Annotated in this window: 17 protein-coding genes and 1 pseudogene; 6 read left to right on the top strand and 12 right to left on the bottom strand. The window is 60.1% G+C overall.

Features of this window, described 5'->3' with window-relative positions:
- Window positions 1–83: 83 nt before the first annotated feature.
- Window positions 84–293 carry a hypothetical protein gene (locus AACY49_RS02385; protein ID WP_019580966.1) on the top strand — a complete coding sequence of 70 codons (210 nt, stop codon included), beginning with the start codon at window positions 84–86 and terminating at the stop codon, window positions 291–293.
- A gap of 170 nt (window positions 294–463) precedes the next feature.
- On the opposite strand, the gene AACY49_RS02380 is transcribed toward AACY49_RS02385, so the two are convergent.
- From AACY49_RS02380 to AACY49_RS02350, 7 genes and pseudogenes are all read right to left on the bottom strand, one after another.
- Complete coding sequence (locus tag AACY49_RS02380; protein WP_258697281.1) at window positions 464–1,228, bottom strand: ABC transporter ATP-binding protein; 765 nt, start codon at window positions 1,226–1,228, stop codon at window positions 464–466.
- A gap of 13 nt (window positions 1,229–1,241) precedes the next feature.
- Window positions 1,242–2,360, bottom strand: a complete 1,119-nt coding sequence (locus AACY49_RS02375; protein WP_339521513.1) for a succinylglutamate desuccinylase/aspartoacylase family protein — start codon at window positions 2,358–2,360, stop codon at window positions 1,242–1,244.
- Between the two features lie 12 nt (window positions 2,361–2,372).
- Window positions 2,373–3,083: an ABC transporter permease gene (locus tag AACY49_RS02370; RefSeq protein WP_258697279.1), complete on the bottom strand. Its 711-nt coding sequence runs from the start codon at window positions 3,081–3,083 to the stop codon at window positions 2,373–2,375.
- Window positions 3,080–3,808, bottom strand: a complete 729-nt coding sequence (locus AACY49_RS02365; RefSeq protein ID WP_258697278.1) for an ABC transporter permease — start codon at window positions 3,806–3,808, stop codon at window positions 3,080–3,082. The genes AACY49_RS02370 and AACY49_RS02365 overlap by 4 nt, the downstream gene beginning before the upstream one ends.
- A 56-nt stretch (window positions 3,809–3,864) precedes the next feature.
- On the bottom strand, window positions 3,865–4,647 hold the full coding sequence (locus tag AACY49_RS02360) for a transporter substrate-binding domain-containing protein (RefSeq protein WP_258697277.1): 783 nt from the start codon (window positions 4,645–4,647) through the stop codon (window positions 3,865–3,867).
- Between the two features lie 363 nt (window positions 4,648–5,010).
- The gene (locus AACY49_RS02355; protein WP_339521512.1) at window positions 5,011–7,461 is read right to left on the bottom strand and encodes a penicillin acylase family protein; all 2,451 of its coding nucleotides are present in this window, start codon (window positions 7,459–7,461) and stop codon (window positions 5,011–5,013) included.
- Between the two features lie 196 nt (window positions 7,462–7,657).
- Window positions 7,658–8,003: pseudogene (locus AACY49_RS02350) on the bottom strand (thiol:disulfide oxidoreductase); the annotation flags it as partial.
- Between the two features lie 142 nt (window positions 8,004–8,145).
- On the opposite strand from AACY49_RS02350, the gene AACY49_RS02345 reads away from it, so the two are divergent.
- Window positions 8,146–8,703 carry a cysteine hydrolase family protein gene (locus AACY49_RS02345; RefSeq protein ID WP_258697275.1) on the top strand — a complete coding sequence of 186 codons (558 nt, stop codon included), beginning with the start codon at window positions 8,146–8,148 and terminating at the stop codon, window positions 8,701–8,703.
- Window positions 8,704–8,831: 128 nt separating this feature from the next.
- Here the strand turns inward: AACY49_RS02345 and AACY49_RS02340 are convergent, their stop codons facing one another.
- The 4 genes from AACY49_RS02340 to AACY49_RS02325 form a co-directional block, all read right to left on the bottom strand.
- Window positions 8,832–9,041 (bottom strand): SEC-C metal-binding domain-containing protein, encoded by a 210-nt coding sequence (locus tag AACY49_RS02340; protein ID WP_007906737.1) that lies wholly within the window; start codon window positions 9,039–9,041, stop codon window positions 8,832–8,834.
- A gap of 5 nt (window positions 9,042–9,046) precedes the next feature.
- The gene (locus tag AACY49_RS02335) at window positions 9,047–9,532 is read right to left on the bottom strand and encodes an LEA type 2 family protein (RefSeq protein ID WP_258697274.1); all 486 of its coding nucleotides are present in this window, start codon (window positions 9,530–9,532) and stop codon (window positions 9,047–9,049) included.
- 166 nt (window positions 9,533–9,698) lie between these two features.
- Window positions 9,699–10,175 (bottom strand): YchJ family protein, encoded by a 477-nt coding sequence (locus tag AACY49_RS02330; RefSeq protein ID WP_258697273.1) that lies wholly within the window; start codon window positions 10,173–10,175, stop codon window positions 9,699–9,701.
- 4 nt (window positions 10,176–10,179) lie between these two features.
- Window positions 10,180–10,677, bottom strand: coding sequence for a DUF6231 family protein (locus tag AACY49_RS02325; protein ID WP_320391910.1), 498 nt, complete (start codon window positions 10,675–10,677; stop codon window positions 10,180–10,182).
- 178 nt (window positions 10,678–10,855) lie between these two features.
- Here AACY49_RS02325 and AACY49_RS02320 point away from each other — a divergent pair, with 178 nt between their 5' ends.
- The 4 genes from AACY49_RS02320 (at window position 10,856) to AACY49_RS02305 (ending at window position 13,553) form a co-directional block, all read left to right on the top strand.
- Window positions 10,856–11,551 carry an OmpA family protein gene (locus AACY49_RS02320; RefSeq protein WP_258697271.1) on the top strand — a complete coding sequence of 232 codons (696 nt, stop codon included), beginning with the start codon at window positions 10,856–10,858 and terminating at the stop codon, window positions 11,549–11,551.
- A 90-nt stretch (window positions 11,552–11,641) separates the two neighbouring features.
- Complete coding sequence (locus tag AACY49_RS02315; RefSeq protein ID WP_320391906.1) at window positions 11,642–12,361, top strand: OmpA family protein; 720 nt, start codon at window positions 11,642–11,644, stop codon at window positions 12,359–12,361.
- Between the two features lie 162 nt (window positions 12,362–12,523).
- Window positions 12,524–12,802 (top strand): DUF1145 domain-containing protein, encoded by a 279-nt coding sequence (locus AACY49_RS02310; RefSeq protein ID WP_258697269.1) that lies wholly within the window; start codon window positions 12,524–12,526, stop codon window positions 12,800–12,802.
- Window positions 12,795–13,553 (top strand): collagen-like protein, encoded by a 759-nt coding sequence (locus AACY49_RS02305; protein WP_258697268.1) that lies wholly within the window; start codon window positions 12,795–12,797, stop codon window positions 13,551–13,553. The genes AACY49_RS02310 and AACY49_RS02305 overlap by 8 nt, the downstream gene beginning before the upstream one ends.
- A 164-nt stretch (window positions 13,554–13,717) precedes the next feature.
- On the opposite strand, the gene AACY49_RS02300 is transcribed toward AACY49_RS02305, so the two are convergent.
- Entirely contained in the window at window positions 13,718–14,182 is a 465-nt protein-coding gene (locus tag AACY49_RS02300) for a CopD family protein (RefSeq protein WP_258697267.1), read from the bottom strand.
- Window positions 14,183–14,220 lie beyond the last annotated feature (38 nt).

Here is a 14,220-nt window from a genome sequence, read left to right as displayed (position 1 = left end):
AATTCCTGAGCGAGCGTACACTCTATGGGGTGTACTGCTCCGATTCGCGCAAGGTGGATCGGGCCATCGCTCAGGAGTGCTTCATGAAGATCGATCCGCGAATAAGTGCCGAACTGGCAAGGCTTGAACCCAATCAGGTTGGCGTGCTGGCCTGGTCCTTGTTGGCACATCCGCCCGTCAGCATGGCAGGGGGCATCCCCCATCAGCCTGATCCCGACACCCCCAACGAAGATCCGACAGAACCCGGAGAGCCCACCCTGCCGGATGAGCCGCCTCCCGCACCTGTGGTCTAAGGCCTGTCGCTGAAATCCGCTCCTGTAGGAGTTGCCGAAGGTTCGGGCCGCGTTCGGACGATCTTTGGTGGGTTGCGAGATTTCACAGCCGAAAAGCCAGATCAAAAGATCGCAGGCTTCGCCAGTTTCTACAGAGCGATCTGTAGCCGTGGGCGAAACCTGCGATATTTTTATTTCAGGTTGCCGCTCAAGAACTGCTTCAACCGCTCACTCTTCGGATTGCCCAGCACGTCTTCCGGCGCACCTTCTTCTTCCACCAGCCCCTGGTGCAGGAACAGCACCTGGCTCGAGACCTTGCGGGCGAAGCTCATTTCGTGGGTGACCATGATCATGGTCCGGCCTTCTTCGGCCAGGCCCTGGATCACCTTGAGCACTTCGCCCACCAGTTCCGGGTCCAGCGCCGAGGTCGGTTCGTCGAACAGCATGACTTCCGGTTCCATGGCCAGCGCGCGGGCAATGGCTACCCGTTGTTGCTGGCCACCCGACAGGAACGCCGGGTACTGATCCGCCACACGCGCCGCCAGGCCAACCTTGTCGAGGTAACGTCGAGCACGGTCCTCGGCTTCTGCCTTGCTGCAACCGAGCACCCGTCGCGGGGCCATGGTGATGTTTTCCAGCACCGTCATGTGGCTCCACAGGTTGAAGTGCTGGAACACCATGGCCAGGCGGGTGCGTAGCCGTTGCAGCTCATCGGGGTCGGCCACGTGGATGCCATGGTGATCCTTGACCATGCGGATGTTCTGGCCGTCGAGGCTCATGGTGCCGTCGTTGGGTTGTTCGAGAAAGTTGATGCAGCGCAAAAAGGTGCTTTTGCCCGAGCCGCTGGCGCCGATCAGGCTGATGACGTCACCGGTCTTGGCCTTGAGCGAAACGCCTTTGAGCACCTTATGATCGCCGTAGCTTTTATGCAGGTCTTCGATGGTCAATTTGTACATGGGACATGCATCCTCAAGGCGAAAGTAGGTAGCCGCTGCGATAGGCTTCGGTGCCCGCGACGTGGGCGATCACCATGCCGGCAGTGGCCATGCGCCGCAGCGAGCGGGCGTACATCAGCCCGGCGGCGGTGCAATGAACGGGGGTGACGCGATCATTGATAGGGTCGATGACTTCGGCGATCAGTTGCCCGGCCTCCACGTATTCCCCGGGCAGGGCCGTGAACACCAGCAATCCGCCCACGGGTGTCGATACCGGTTCGACACCGGCCAGCGGCGTGGCCGGGTAGGGCAGTTCCGGTAATGGCGCCGGCTCACCGTCAATCGCACCGAAGTAAATCAGATAATCGATCAGGGCCTGGCAATCGAGGCTGGCCAGCGGGTGATTGACGTCGCCCTGACCGCGTAATTCGACGGTGACCGAAAAACTGCCCAGCGGAATATCGAAGTGTTCGCCGAAGCGCTCCTTCAACTGCCACCAGAGCAGGGTGAAGCATTCATCGAACGACTGGCCACCCGAATCGGTGGCCAGCAGGCTGGCTTCGGCACCAATGTACCGCGCCAGCGGCTCGACCTGAGGCCAGGCCTCGGGTGTGGTGTAGAGGTGCGCGACGGCTTCGAAATCGCAATGCAGGTCCAGCACCATGTCCGCATCGCAGGCCAGCCGTTGCAGGGTCAAGCGTTGGGATTGCAGTTGAGTGGCGGCGGTCTGCCGCGTCAAAGCCTTGCGCAGGCTGTCGCGGATCAGTTCAAGGTTGCGTTGCGGGTCGTCACCGAGCAGACCTTCGATCTCGTAGCCGACTTCTTCACTCAAGTCGACGAACCAGCGATTGAAGTTCTGCCCGCTTTCCAGCTCGTAGCGGCCCAGTGGAACGTCCATCAACACTTGTTCCAGGCCAACCGGGTTGGCCACGGGCACCAGCACGATTTCGCTGCGCAACCGGCCAGCGGCTTCCAGCTCCGCCAGACGTTGCTTGAGGTGCCAGGCCACCAGCATGCCGGGCAGTTCATCGGCGTGCAGGGAGGACTGGATATAGATCTTGCCTTTGGCCGCCTGGGGGCCGAAGTGGAAGCTGTGAATCTGTCGCACGGTCCCCGGCAGAGGGGCCAGCAGGTCATGAATCTGGTGGCGCATGTACGAATTGTCCTAGTGAGTCGGCCCGAGGAAAGCCAGCCATCGGCGTTCGGCGAGGCGGAACAGGCCGACCAGCGCAAAGGTAACGGTCAGGTAGATCAGCGCGGCGATGCCGAACGACTGAAAGGTCAGAAAGGTCGCGGAGTTCGCATCACGAGCGACTTTCAGGACATCCGGGATGGTCGCGGTGAACGCCACGGTGGTCGAGTGCAGCATCAGAATCACTTCGTTGCTGTAATAAGGCAACGAACGACGCAGGGCTGACGGCATGATCACGTAGGCATAGAGCTTCCAGCCCGACAGACCGTAAGCCTTGGCCGCCTCGACTTCACCGTGCGCCATGCTGCGAATCGCCCCGGCGAAGATCTCCGTGGTGTAGGCGCAGGTGTTCAGGGCGAAGGCCAGGATGGTGCAGTTCATCGCATCGCGAAAGAACGCATCCAGTACCGGTTGGGCGCGCACGGCGGCCAGGCTGTAAATCCCGGTGTAGCAAATCAGCAACTGGATATACAGCGGCGTCCCGCGAAACAGGTAGGTGTAGAACTGCACTGGCCAGCGGACGTAGACCTTGGGTGAAACCCTGGCGATGGACAGCGGGATCGACACCAGAAAACCGATGAAGATCGACGCGCTGAGCAACCACATGGTCATGGCCAGGCCGGTGATGTGGTAACCGTCGGTATAAAGGAAGGGCTTCCAGTAATCCTGCAAGAGTTCGATCATCGTACGGCCTCCCGGGAGCCGGCGGCGTAGCGGCGTTCAAGTTTGCGCAGGACGAAATTGGAGGCGCTGGTGATCAGTAGGTAAATCACCGCGGCCAACACCAGGAAGTAGAACAGTTGATAGGTGCTTTTGCCGGCGTCCTGAGCGGCTTTGACCAGGTCGGCGAGGCCGATGATCGACACCAGCGCAGTGGCCTTGAGCATCACCATCCAGTTATTGCCGATACCCGGCAGGGCAAAACGCATCATTTGCGGGAACACCACGATCCAGAAGCGCTGGCCACGCTTGAGGCCATAAGCGGTTGCGGCTTCGACCTGACCCCGTGGCACGGCAAGGATCGCCCCGCGAAAGGTTTCGGTGAAGTACGCGCCATAGATAAAGCCCAGGGTAATGACCCCGGCGCTGAACGGGTTGATCTCGATGTATTCCCATTCCATGAAGTCGGTGAGCGACGTCAGCCAGGTTTGCAGGCTGTAGAAAATCAACAGCATCAGCACCAGATCCGGCACGCCGCGAATCAGCGTGGTGTAGACCTGCGCCGGCACGCGCACCAGTTTGACTTTGGACAGTTTGGCACTGGCGCCCAGCAAGCCGAGCAAGACGGCGACCAAGAGCGACAACACCGATAATTTGATGGTCATCCAGGTGCCTTCCATCAACAAAGGACCGAAGCCCTTGAGGCTGAAGGCGGAGAGCCCCAGATTTTGTAATAGGGTTTCGAACATAAATCAGCAACCTGATCGGATAAAAAAAGCGCCCATCGCGAGATGGGCGCCGGGCATTACTTGCCGCTGTACAGATTCAGATCGCCAAAGTGTTTCTTCTGAATGGTGGCGTAGGTGCCATCGTCGTGTAACGCTTTGATACCTTTATCCAAAAGTGCCTTGAGGTCTTTGTTACCTTTAGAGATACCGATCGCTGTTTTGGCTGGCAGCAATTCGCTGTCCACCGGCTTGCTGATTTCGTAATCGGTGCCTTTTGGTGACTTCAAGAAGCCCAGTTCGGCCTGCAGCATGTCCTGGATCGCCGCATCGAGGCGACCGGAAGTCAGGTCGGAATACACCTGATCCTGGTTCTGATAGGCCTGGGTTTTCACGCCAGCCTTGTCCAGAACGGCTTTGGCGTACGCTTCCTGGATGGTGCCTTGCTCGTAGCCTACGGTTTTACCCTTCAGCGAGGCGACGTCTTCGGTCAGGCCGGAACCTTTCTTGAACACGTAAGCGGTTGGGCCGGAGAACAGCTCGCTGGAGAAGTCGATGACTTTTTCGCGGGCGGGGGTGACGGTCATCGAAGAGATCACACCGTCGAATTTATTGGCCTTGAGGCCCGGAATCATGCCGTCGAAATCGCTTTCGACCCACTTGCACTTGACCTTCAGCTCGGCGCAGATCGCATTGCCCAGGTCGATGTCGAAGCCTACCAGGCTGCCATCGGCTGCTTTGGACTCGAACGGCGCGTAGGAAGGGTCAACGCCAAAACGCAATTCTTTGTATTCCTTGGCCAGCGCGGAGCCGGCAGCCATGCACAACGCCAGTGCAGAAAGGGTCAGCAATGCTTTTTTCATTATTCAATCCCTAAGAACCAATATGAGCGCTTGTGGCGCAGAAGTACTGTTACTGAAAAGCGTAAGACCTATTAAAAGTAGCAATTTCCGAACCAGAGTCCCGAACAAGCGTTTAAAAGGTAGTACAAGAAGTGGCAATGCGGGATTTGTGCACGAAAACGGGCGCCGCCAGATCTTTGCGTCTGGATGGTGCGCTGTGTGGGCCAGGGGGCTAGCCCTGATCAGCCAGTCAAGGTGCAGAACCTGTGGGAGCGGGCTTGCTCGCGAAGGCGGTGTGCCAGGCAACATTGATGTCGGCTGACACTCCCTCTTCGCGAGCAAGCCCACAGTTGACCGTGCCAGGCGCCAAATGTGGGAGTGGGGTTACTTGCCGGGCGTCAACGTCAACCGCGTTTTGCCATACACCTTGTCAAAGTTCTGCGGCTGCATCGGCAGGCTCATGTATTGCCCCTTGAGCCATGGATCGACGCTGTCGAGATAGTGCGGGCTGGCGGGGTTGCCGGATTGGCCGGTACCGTTCTGGCCCATCAGCGGTTCTGTCTGGCCGAAGTCGACGATAAAGCGCATGGCGGGCGCCAGCGTGGTGTTGAAGTCCTGTCCCCAGGTGAACGCGGCAGTATTGAGCGTGGTGTGGTCGCCGCCGGCCGCCAGCGGACCGCGCACGGTCTGGCCACTGGCGTTCTTCCACTCGTAGCGGTGCAGTTTGCCCCACTGCCAGGCTTTGTGGTCGCCGCCCAACTGGCTGTCACCCGCGCTGATCGCCGAGGCCAGGCTACGGGCGAGAATCGCCGGTTTGTCTTCTTTCTGCGCAGTGCGCACGTCATCCCAGAACGGACTGTCCTCACGGCCCAGCAGGTGATCGGCCTGAGCTGCGTAGGACAACTTGCCGTTGACGATAAAGGCTTTCCACGCCGGGCTGCTTTCCGGGCCCAGTTCGTCGAGGAAAATCTGTTTCGTGCTTTCCTGCAGGAACAGCTCGTAAATCGCCGCGTCGGCGGAGGTCGGGCTCAGTTTGCCGTCGAAGGCCATCAAGCGTGTGTACGTCTCGCGAGCCTTGCCGCGGTCCGCAACCGGCAACGCTTCGATGGCCTGCTTGAGTGGCTGAGCCATGCCCGGCGCTTCAAACATTTTCTTCAGTTTGGCGGCGAAGGTGGTGGTCTGGTCGTATTGCATGGCGATCAGGCTGCGAGTGTCGTGTTTGCCCACGCCCGCCAGTTCGGCCATGCGTTCGCCGCGCTCCGGGGCGGACCAGGAATTGGACAGCTGCATGCCGTAACCATGGGGAATGACCCGCTGGTTGGCGGTGCCGAGCCAGCCCTGAGCCGGGTCCTGGTCATACGGGTGGAGCATCGGGTCGGCGTAACCGTCCCAGTCGTAGCGACCTTCCCAGCCTGGCGACGGCAGCAAGCCTTCGCCTTCGCGACGGTTCGGGTAGCGACCGGTGACTTGCCAGCCGATATTGCTGGCATCGGCAAACACCAGATTCAGGGCAATGGCACGGATCTCACGGCTGGCGTCCGACGCTTTCTCGGCGCTCTGTGCTCGGGACAGGTCGAAAAAGGCGTCCAGGCTTTTGTCGTCGGTGAAGTCCGGCATCTGCAAGGCCAGACCGTAACCATTCGCCAGCGCGGTGCCTTGTGCGCTGTTGAGCAGCGGCCCGTGGCGGGTTTCGTACACCGCTTCGCGAATCGGCCGCTGGCCTTTGACGAAATAAGTTTCGTTGCGCACGATCGCCGGCTGCCATTTGCCGCCCACTTCGTAGGAAAGGCCGTTGCCCTGGCGTTTGATTTTTTCCAGGAACAGGTCCTGGTTGTCGCCCATGACGGTGGTCATGCTCCACGCCACTTTGCCGTTGAAACCACCGAGCACCATCGGTAACCCGGCAATGGTCACGCCGGAGGCCTGGTATTTCGGCGCGCGAATCTGCACGTAACTGAGCAACGACGGCACGCCCAGCGGCCCGTGGCTGTCGCTGGCCAGCAGGCTTTTGCCGCTGCGGCTGCGTTGCGGGGCGATCGCCCAGTTGTTCGAAGACGTGGCGCCCAGCAGATTCAGATCCGACAGTTGGCCGGTGGCTTTGCCTATTTCGCTCAGCCCCGGGATTTGCCCGTTGAGTTTGATGCCCTGAAGTTTTTCGGCTTCAGCCACCGGCAGTTTTTCGTCGGGCGCAGACGGCGTCAGCCACGCCAGTTTGTCGGTGCTGACGGTCTGGGCCAGCATCAATGAGGAAATCTCTTCCGGCAGGTTCGCCGATTGGCTGAAGTTCAGCAGGCAGAACATCAGCGCCGAATCTTCCGGTTTCCAGTATTCAGGCTTGTAGCCGGTGGCCGCGAGGTCCGCAGGCAATTTGTCGCGGTAGCGGAACAGGTAGGCGTTGACCCCGCGGGCATAGACTTCGAAGAACCGCTTGAGACGCGGCGAAGAGGCCTTGTACAGCTCATCCGCGCTTTTCTTCAGATTGACCGCGCGCATGTAGCGGTCGGCGTCGAGCAGGTCCGAACCGGACATCTCCGCCAAACGGCCCCGGGCCAACAGGCGCAGAGTGACCATCTGGCTGATGCGGTCGCTGGCGTGCACGTAGCCGAGGGTGAACAGCGCATCGTGGAAGCTGTTGCTCTCGATCAGCGGCATGCCCATGGCATTGCGACGAACCGAAACGTTCTGCGCCAGACCCTTGAGCGGTTGCACGCCGGAGGTGGGCGGGAGGGTGTCCTGAGTGTTCCAGGTCTGACAACCGGTCAGGCTCAAAACACCGGCCACTGCTGCGGCAACGCCGAACCGGGGAAGAAAATGTGTAAGGGCTGGCGAGGCCATGGCAAAGCTCCTGCGGGGGGTAGAGGCGCAATAAAGGCGCTACGTTAGTGAGCAGGAGGAGGCCGCGCAAGCGGGGTGTAGGGTTATTTCAGGAAATGTCTGATAAACCACAAACTTCTGGACGATGCGTTACCCGTGGCGAGGGGGCAAGCCCCCTCGCCACAACAGCCTCCTAACCACAGGGTTTGTGTTTGCCTCAGGATTTAGGTGGATTGACCTTGTCCACCAGCGCATACGCCTTCACCGTCGCCGGGCGGTTCTGGATGTGGTTGAACCAGCGCAGCACGTTAGGGAAGTCTTCCAGGTTCTGGCTCTGCCATTTGTGGGAAACGATCCACGGGTAGATCGCCATGTCGGCAATTCTGCCCGGCCATCGGCCCCAGGCCGCCCATCTGCCAGAACAGCCATTGCAGCGCCTGCTGGCGCCCGCGCAGGTCCTTGGGCAAGAACTTGCCGGTTTTCTCCGCCAGGTACAAAAGAATCGCCCCCGACTCGAACAGCGACAACGGAGCTCCGCCATCGGCCGGCTCGTGATCGACGATGGTTCCAAATCAAGAGACATCGTCAGGTATGGGCAGCGACCGCGAGCATCAGGTCGTCCTGTTTGCGTTTGATGGCTTGCCAGTAGCAGGAAGTGATGCTGAAGTGCGAAAAACTCAATGACCTTGCATGAGAAAAGTCGGCATGGAGCTCAAGACGAACGCGGCGCTGATCATCATCGATCAACAAAAAGGCATCCTGCACCCCAGGTTGGGTCGTCGAAACAACCCACAGGCCGAAGAGCGCATTCTGGAATTGCTGGGGCATTGGCGTCGAACCGGGCGGCCGGTGATTCATGTGCAACACTTGTCCCGTTCAGCGGATTCGGTGTTCTGGCCGCAGCAATCGGGGGTGGAGTTTCAGCAGCGATTTCAGCCATCGGTCGGTGAGTGGCTGATACAGAAGCAAGTGCCGGATGCGTTTTGTTCGACGGGGTTGGAGGCGCGTTTGCGCGAGGCGGGGATCGATCAGTTGATCATCGTTGGTGTGGCGACCCACAACTCGGTGGAGTCCACGGCGCGAACGGCCGGGAATCTGGGGTTTGAAGCGTGGGTTGCGGAGGATGCGTGCTTTACCTTCGACAAGGCGGATTTTTTCGGCAACGACCACTCAGCCGAGGAGGTACATGCGATGTCGCTGGGTAATTTGCATGGCGAATATGCGACGGTCGTGGGCACAGCAGAAATATTAATGGCTGGCTGAAAACCTGTGGGAGCGAGCCTGCTCGCGATAGCGTTTTAACGGCCAAATTGATAGTGAGTGTGCCGCCGTCTTCGCGAGCAAGCCCGCGAAGGCGATTCAACAGGCGAAAAAATTATCCGCCCGAAGCATCAAGCGCCGTGGCACTTCTTGAATTTCTTGCCGTTGCCGCAGGGGCAAGGGTCGTTGCGGCCGACATCCTTCAGGGCGTTGCGCACCGGCTCCTGGTGGGCGTGGCCGCAGTTCGGGCCGTGGACATGGCCATGGTCGTGATCATGGTGGTCGTGATGGTCATGATCGTGGTTGCAGTCAGGGCCATGGACATGGGGTTGCTGGGTCATCGGGGTCACTCCGGAATTAAATCGGCGGCGATTATCACGCCATTGCGCGCCAGGTGCACGTAGTGCGCGATGAATATACCGGTTTCAAGTGTGCCTTCCAGACGATAGGGAATCGGTTGATCGGGTTTTTTCAGCAGTTTCACCAGGTCCCGGACTTTGGGCCACAGGTTGGTGCGGATCGGTACTTTGAAATAGGCGCTGCGCTTGGGACCTACGGTGAACCAGTGTTCGTGCTCGCCTTCGGTCAGCAGGATGTCCCCCAGGTGAATGCGATATTCCAGGGCGCGCACCGTCAGGTCTTGGTCATTGGGATTGTCGACGCGAAAATGCAGCAGGAATTTCTGCTCCAGCAGCCTGGCCCGGACCACCTCGACCTTGACCAGATGGACCTGCGGATCCGGCAGGTCGTCACTGAACCATGAGGCGCAGCCGCCGAGTCCTGAAAACAGCAGCAAGGTGAACAGATAGAGCGCGAGTCGTCGGGTGGTCATGGTCGTGTTTCTCCCTTTGTAGCAGCTGGCGAAGCCTGCGTTCGGCTGCGAAGCAGTCGCCAACCCTGGCGCCTCGGTCTATCTTAAACACCGCGCCGCCCGGTTTCACGACTGCTGCGCAGCCGAACGCAGCCTCACAGGCTCGACAGCTGCTACAGGGATCACCTCAAGCGCTGAAATAACTCGCACAACACTTCTTGAACTTCTGCCCGCTGGCGCAAGGGCACGCATCGTTGCGCCCGGCCTTGAGTGGCACGGTAGGGTCGATGAAGTACCAGCGGCCGGCGTTCTGTACAAATGACGAACGTTCGCGGTGGCTGTGTTCGCCGCTGTTGTCGTGCCAGCGAGCGGTAAAGGTGACGAAGGCGTGCTCCGGCTGACCGCCGAAGACTTCGGCGCTCTCCACTTCCAGGCCCAGCCAGGTGCTTTGGGCGCTCCAGTCGCTGATCGACTGGCGATCCAGGCCGGTCTGTTGCGCGGGCAGGGTGGTCGCCACCAGATAGTCGACCAGCCCCAGCACATAGGCGCTGTAGCGCGAACGCATCAAGACTTCGGCGCTAGGGGCCGGATGGCCGGCATGGTAATGACCGCAGCAGGCATCGAGCAGCGTGCCGCTGCCGCAAGGGCAAATGGATGTACTCATTGCGTTACCACCAATATTTCCCGAAGTTTTCCGGATTGGCCCAGAAGCGTGAGTTGAGCCAGTCGGGCACCTGTTTGTAGTCAAGCAGATCGTAGGTAAACAACGTCAACACTTGATCGTCGCGCTGGAAGCGTTCGCTGGCTTGCAGGGCCAGGGAGAAAAAATCCGTCTCCTGCCAGCCGCTGGCCGGCAAGTCGGCCAGCACTGCAATGCGGCTGGCATTGAGGTTGCGTATTCCGCCGAGCAGATTCAGGCCGTCGCGCTTGGGCAAGTGTTCGAGGCAATCGACCACCAGCGCCAGATCATACCGTTGCGCCGCCAGTTCGGCCGGCAATGGCCCGGGCGCGGCAAAGGCGACGATGCTCTGCGGGTGCGCGAGCTGGAACGCCTCGAGCGCGGGGAATTCGCTGGCGCCCATCAGCAGCAGACGCGCCGGGGCGTAACGATCAAGCAATGCGGCCAACGCCTGTTGGGGCGTGCGCGAAGAAATACCTGCAATCATCGAAGATCCTCAATCAGAACGCCAAGACTAGCTTGTCTTGTCGGGCGGTTTAAGCAAAAAGCGGCGATCTTCCGTGAACATAGGGCAAAACAGCAATGGCCTATTGCTGGCGGAGATTAAAGCTCGGGTCTTTACTTCCTGAATCGGCTTTAAGCCGATCCCTCAGGAGAAGAACTAGATGAGCATAATTCGGACAGCATTACCCTTGGTTCTGCTAACCAGTGTGTTGACTGGTTGCGCAGGTTTGCAGAAAACTGACTGGCCGACCTGTGCGGCGGTCGGTGGTGTCGTCGGTGCAGGGCTCGGCGCGACAGAGAGCGCGGCATGGGCGGGCTATGGCGCGCTGCTGGTCGGCGGCACGACAGCGGCCTGGTGCTGGGTGCACGGCGATGGCGACGAGGACGGCGATGGCGTGCCGGACAGCCGCGACAAGTGCCCGCACACACCTAAAGGCGTGCGGGTCGATGCCGACGGCTGCCCTCCACCGGCGCCTGTGCCGGTGGTCGAAGAGAATGCGGTGGTCAAGGAAGAAGTCATCGTTATCCGTGATGTTCACTTCCAGTTCGATTCGGCCAAGCTCACCCCTTCCGATAAAGAGGTACTCAACACCGTTGCCACGCGCCTGAAACAGGAATCCTCCGGTTCCCGACTGACCGTCACCGGTCATACCGACAGCGTCGGCAGCGATAAGTACAACCAGAAACTGTCGGACAGGCGCGCCCATTCGGTGGTGGAATACCTGATTTCCCAAGGCGTGCCACGCAGCAGCTTCGTGTCTGTGACCGGTGCCGGTGAAAGCCAGCCGGTGGCCGATAACAAAACCGCTGACGGCCGTGCGCAGAACCGCCGCACAGAAATCAAAATCAACCGCTGAGTCCCTTGTACTCCGCGGCTTGTGCAGTCGCGGATGCGGGTCTTTACTCCTGTGTGACCGGTATGGGCCGGTGACACAGGAGCATTCACAATGAGCGTTCTCACAAGGACCGTCTTGCCGGTTATGTTACTTGGCAGTCTTCTTTCCGGTTGCGCGACTCACAGCGATGGCACCGCCCCCTTGAATCAACGAACCTGGCCAATCTGCAGTGTCATTGGCGGACTGGTCGGCGGCGGTTTGGGCGCGATCGAAAGTGGCGGTTGGGCGGCAGGTGGAGCGGCGCTCGGGATCTTGACCGGTGGTTTGATCTGTTATGCCCAGGATGGCGACGAAGACGATGATGGTGTCTTCGATCGACGCGATCGCTGCCCCGATACGCCCGCCAATACGCCTGTCGAACATCACGGTTGTCCGTTGCCGCAGTACCCGGCCAGCGTGAAACCTGCTGAACCTGAAGCCGCGAAATCCGAAGTCATCACCCTGAGCAGTAACGTGTTGTTCGCTTACAACAAATCCAACCTGACGCCCGAAGCGCACAGTCAGCTGGATTCGTTGATGGCCAAATTGCAGAGCGCCGATGTGGTGAGCATCAAAGTCGTCGGTCATACCGACAGCCAGGGTTCGGACGCCTATAACCAGAAACTGTCGGAACGTCGTGCCAGCAGCGTCGCAGCCTACCTGTTGAGTCAGGGGCTGGCGCCGAACAAACTCACCAGTGAAGGCAGGGGCGAAAGCCAGCCGGTGGCCGATAACGACACGGAAGAAGGGCGGGCGCAAAACCGTCGCGTGGAGTTGCACATCAATCGCTGAGCTTTGTGATCAAGAGGCCTGTGATAGAGCCGTCGGAGGACCATCAAGGTGGGCCCGGCGGCCATTCGGCGCCTACCGGAAGAATTTTCTGTTGCCCTCTGGCTTATCCCGCCTGTAAGCCGTTACTGTGCGTGCAAAGAATAATTCTCAACGGAGGAGCGTATGAAGGTGTTTTGGGGGCTGGGGAAGTTGTTGACCCTGCTGTTCTGGTTGGTGGTGCTGGTCAATCTGCTCATACCGTTTGTTCATCCGCTGCACCTGTTGATCAATCTGGCCGGCAGCCTGTTGGCGCTGACTCATCTTCTGGAGCTAGTGTTCTGCAACCGCAGCCTCAAAGGTCGAGCCCACCCCTGGCGTGATCGCCTGAAGATTGTCTTTTTCGGCGTTTTTCACCTGCAAACCATTCCGGCCCCGGCCACTGCGAAGGCTTCCCATGCGTAAACTCTGTCTGCTCGCCGCACTCATCAGCCCATTGGCCTGCGCCCAGGTGGTGAGCGTCGAAACCAACTCGCTGATGCGCTTGCCCAACACCGCCAGCGCCTTGCAACTGGAACGGCTGGAAGTCGCCGATCACGGTACCTTGCTGATTCCCTCGAACGTGACTGAAGTGACCGTCGGTGAGTTGCACCTGGGGCGCGACGCGCGGATCGCCATTGTGCCGAGCGAACAGGCTTTGGTATTGAAGGTCAGCCGTGCCGAGTTGTCCGAAGGCAGCCAGATCACTGCGCGGGGCGCGGCGGGGACTTATCAGAAGGCCGCGCGCTCCGGGCGTAATCTGAACTTGCAGATCAAGGCCTTGAAAGCACCGCAACTGTCGGTAGACGCACGCGGTGGCGCGGGTGCACCGGGTTTTGTCGGTCTCGATGGCGGCAACGGCGCGGCATCGGGTTGCACCGGGGGTCAAGGCGGCGATGGCGGCGACGGCGGTGATGGCAGCGACGGCCAGCCAGGGGCACCGGGTGCGCTGGTTCGGTTAGAAGTGCCGCGTGAATTCCCGGCAGAGCAAATCAAGGTCGAAGTGGCGGGCGGTGCCGGTGGCGTGGCAGGGACTGGTGGCAAACCGGGAGCGGGCGGCAAGGCCGAGGGCTGCATCGTGTACACAGCCGATGGCGGCAAGAGCGGTCGTCCTGGCGCTGATGGTCAGCCAGGGCCTGCCGGGGCGGCGGGTTCGGTGAGCATTCAGCGGTTGTAAGAACGACTGAGCCCCTCTGTGGCGAGGGAGCTTGCTCCCGCTGGGTCGCGAAGCGGCCCCCAAAACCGGCGACTCTGTTCTTTCAGAACGTGTGCAGTGATCGATTACGACTGCTGCGCAGCCGAGCGGGAGCAAGCTCCCTCGCCACAGAGACTATGCATTGCTCAGAGCATCGGCCGAGCCGCAGCAATCGCCACCAGCACCAACCCGACCATCAGGTTAATTCCCACCAACCGGCGAATCCTGCCCAGCGTCGCCGCACCCGTCGGCCAATCCTGAGCCTCCACCGCTGTGCGCAGTTCCGGCAGCAGCAACGCCTGAATCCGGATAAACAGCGCCACCATCACCACGTACAAGCCCATCATCACCTGCACATAACGCGGTGCCGCTTCAAACCCGGTGAACTGCAAATGAATCATGCCCACACCGCTGATCGGCAAAAGCACCACCGCGACCCAGACCCAGCGGAAAAAACCTTGAAACACTTCCACCCACAACTTCAACCGGGCAGGGCCTTCCAGTGCCTTCATCGCCGCGGGACGCAGGACCATCCAGGCGAAAAACATGCCGCCGACCCACACCAGGGCGGCCAGGACATGCAGGATATAAACGATGCCAAAAGGTGTCATTGGGGTACTCCGTTCTGCGCGGGATTAATTAGCGGGGT

Source organism: Pseudomonas sp. EL_65y_Pfl2_R96, assembly GCF_963970905.1.
Lineage (GTDB): Bacteria > Pseudomonadota > Gammaproteobacteria > Pseudomonadales > Pseudomonadaceae > Aquipseudomonas.
This window is presented reverse-complemented; position numbering and strand designations above follow the sequence as displayed.

Excerpts from the sequence above, each read along its gene's own strand:
- AACY49_RS02385 (WP_019580966.1), top strand. The coding sequence starts at position 84 with ATGAAGATCGATCCGCGAATAAGTGCCGAACTGGCAAGGCTTGAACCC.
- AACY49_RS02380 (WP_258697281.1), bottom strand. The coding sequence starts at position 1,228 with ATGTACAAATTGACCATCGAAGACCTGCATAAAAGCTACGGCGATCAT.
- AACY49_RS02375 (WP_339521513.1), bottom strand. The coding sequence starts at position 2,360 with ATGCGCCACCAGATTCATGACCTGCTGGCCCCTCTGCCGGGGACCGTG.
- AACY49_RS02370 (WP_258697279.1), bottom strand. The coding sequence starts at position 3,083 with ATGATCGAACTCTTGCAGGATTACTGGAAGCCCTTCCTTTATACCGAC.
- AACY49_RS02365 (WP_258697278.1), bottom strand. The coding sequence starts at position 3,808 with ATGTTCGAAACCCTATTACAAAATCTGGGGCTCTCCGCCTTCAGCCTC.
- AACY49_RS02360 (WP_258697277.1), bottom strand. The coding sequence starts at position 4,647 with ATGAAAAAAGCATTGCTGACCCTTTCTGCACTGGCGTTGTGCATGGCT.
- AACY49_RS02355 (WP_339521512.1), bottom strand. The coding sequence starts at position 7,461 with ATGGCCTCGCCAGCCCTTACACATTTTCTTCCCCGGTTCGGCGTTGCC.
- AACY49_RS02345 (WP_258697275.1), top strand. The coding sequence starts at position 8,146 with ATGGAGCTCAAGACGAACGCGGCGCTGATCATCATCGATCAACAAAAA.
- AACY49_RS02340 (WP_007906737.1), bottom strand. The coding sequence starts at position 9,041 with ATGACCCAGCAACCCCATGTCCATGGCCCTGACTGCAACCACGATCAT.
- AACY49_RS02335 (WP_258697274.1), bottom strand. The coding sequence starts at position 9,532 with ATGACCACCCGACGACTCGCGCTCTATCTGTTCACCTTGCTGCTGTTT.
- AACY49_RS02330 (WP_258697273.1), bottom strand. The coding sequence starts at position 10,175 with ATGAGTACATCCATTTGCCCTTGCGGCAGCGGCACGCTGCTCGATGCC.
- AACY49_RS02325 (WP_320391910.1), bottom strand. The coding sequence starts at position 10,677 with ATGATTGCAGGTATTTCTTCGCGCACGCCCCAACAGGCGTTGGCCGCA.
- AACY49_RS02320 (WP_258697271.1), top strand. The coding sequence starts at position 10,856 with ATGAGCATAATTCGGACAGCATTACCCTTGGTTCTGCTAACCAGTGTG.
- AACY49_RS02315 (WP_320391906.1), top strand. The coding sequence starts at position 11,642 with ATGAGCGTTCTCACAAGGACCGTCTTGCCGGTTATGTTACTTGGCAGT.
- AACY49_RS02310 (WP_258697269.1), top strand. The coding sequence starts at position 12,524 with ATGAAGGTGTTTTGGGGGCTGGGGAAGTTGTTGACCCTGCTGTTCTGG.
- AACY49_RS02305 (WP_258697268.1), top strand. The coding sequence starts at position 12,795 with ATGCGTAAACTCTGTCTGCTCGCCGCACTCATCAGCCCATTGGCCTGC.
- AACY49_RS02300 (WP_258697267.1), bottom strand. The coding sequence starts at position 14,182 with ATGACACCTTTTGGCATCGTTTATATCCTGCATGTCCTGGCCGCCCTG.